Source organism: Oleiphilus sp. HI0043, from assembly GCF_001634935.1.
The window spans coordinates 1-748 of the sequence record NZ_LWEY01001787.1 but is presented as its reverse complement, the minus strand read 5'-3'; the positions used below and the strand labels follow the sequence as shown (position 1 = coordinate 748).

Below are 748 nucleotides of genomic sequence, written 5' to 3'. Positions count from 1 at the left end.
CCCGATGGTCAGGATCAGACCGACAACGATATAGAGGCCTGCGTAGAGGGATGTATGTGCACCTGAATCACTAAAACCAAGTGCTTGAGCATAGAAAAAGGCATTCCCGACTGCAATCAGCACTAGCTTCGAAAGAATCGCCATTTGACGCCATTGTTTGACTTGGATGATCGGCTTGGCAATAGCGTAGCCGAGACAAACGATAAAGATGAGGTCGAAGAATGCAGCGAGTGATAGTACGTTAATCAGCCACATTAGGCGTGCCAGGGCCCACAAAGAAAAGAGGATCATGAGCGGTTTGCCGTGAGGAGTCTGTAGGCCGGTCCAGTTTTTTACTGCGGTTAACAAAAAGCCGGCGATTACTGCCACGGCGTAGCCATAGATCATTTCATGAGCGTGCCATTGAAAAGGGCTGATGCTATTTGAATTAAAAGACCAGGCTTGGTTTAGAAAGAGTAACCATACGGCGATGCTGACTAAAGAAAGGAGGCTAGCACCGGCGAAAAATGCACGAAAGCCAAGGTTGAATAATGCTGGGTGTTGAGAGCTGAGCTCGTGTTTAGGTTGCATTGACGATTCCTATGCCAGCTAGTGAGGATTGTATCACTATGACTATGGTTATTTTGTGTAGGTAGCGGGTTTCATACCGTGCTTAGCTGAAGGCATGTACTAGCCCGCTAGCGAGCTATGGAAAGCTCTGCCTACTAAGTAATCAATCTTTAAGGCTAGAGGGGGGGCAAGGAAGAAT

General features: G+C 47.6%; 1 protein-coding gene. It reads right to left on the bottom strand.

Annotation, left to right across the window (positions count from 1 at the left end; translation table 11 throughout):
• Window positions 1-570, bottom strand: a 570-nt coding sequence (locus A3729_RS27515) for an NnrS family protein (protein ID WP_197476176.1), incomplete at its 3' end; no start/stop codon positions are given.
• Window positions 571-748: the final 178 nt, after the last annotated feature.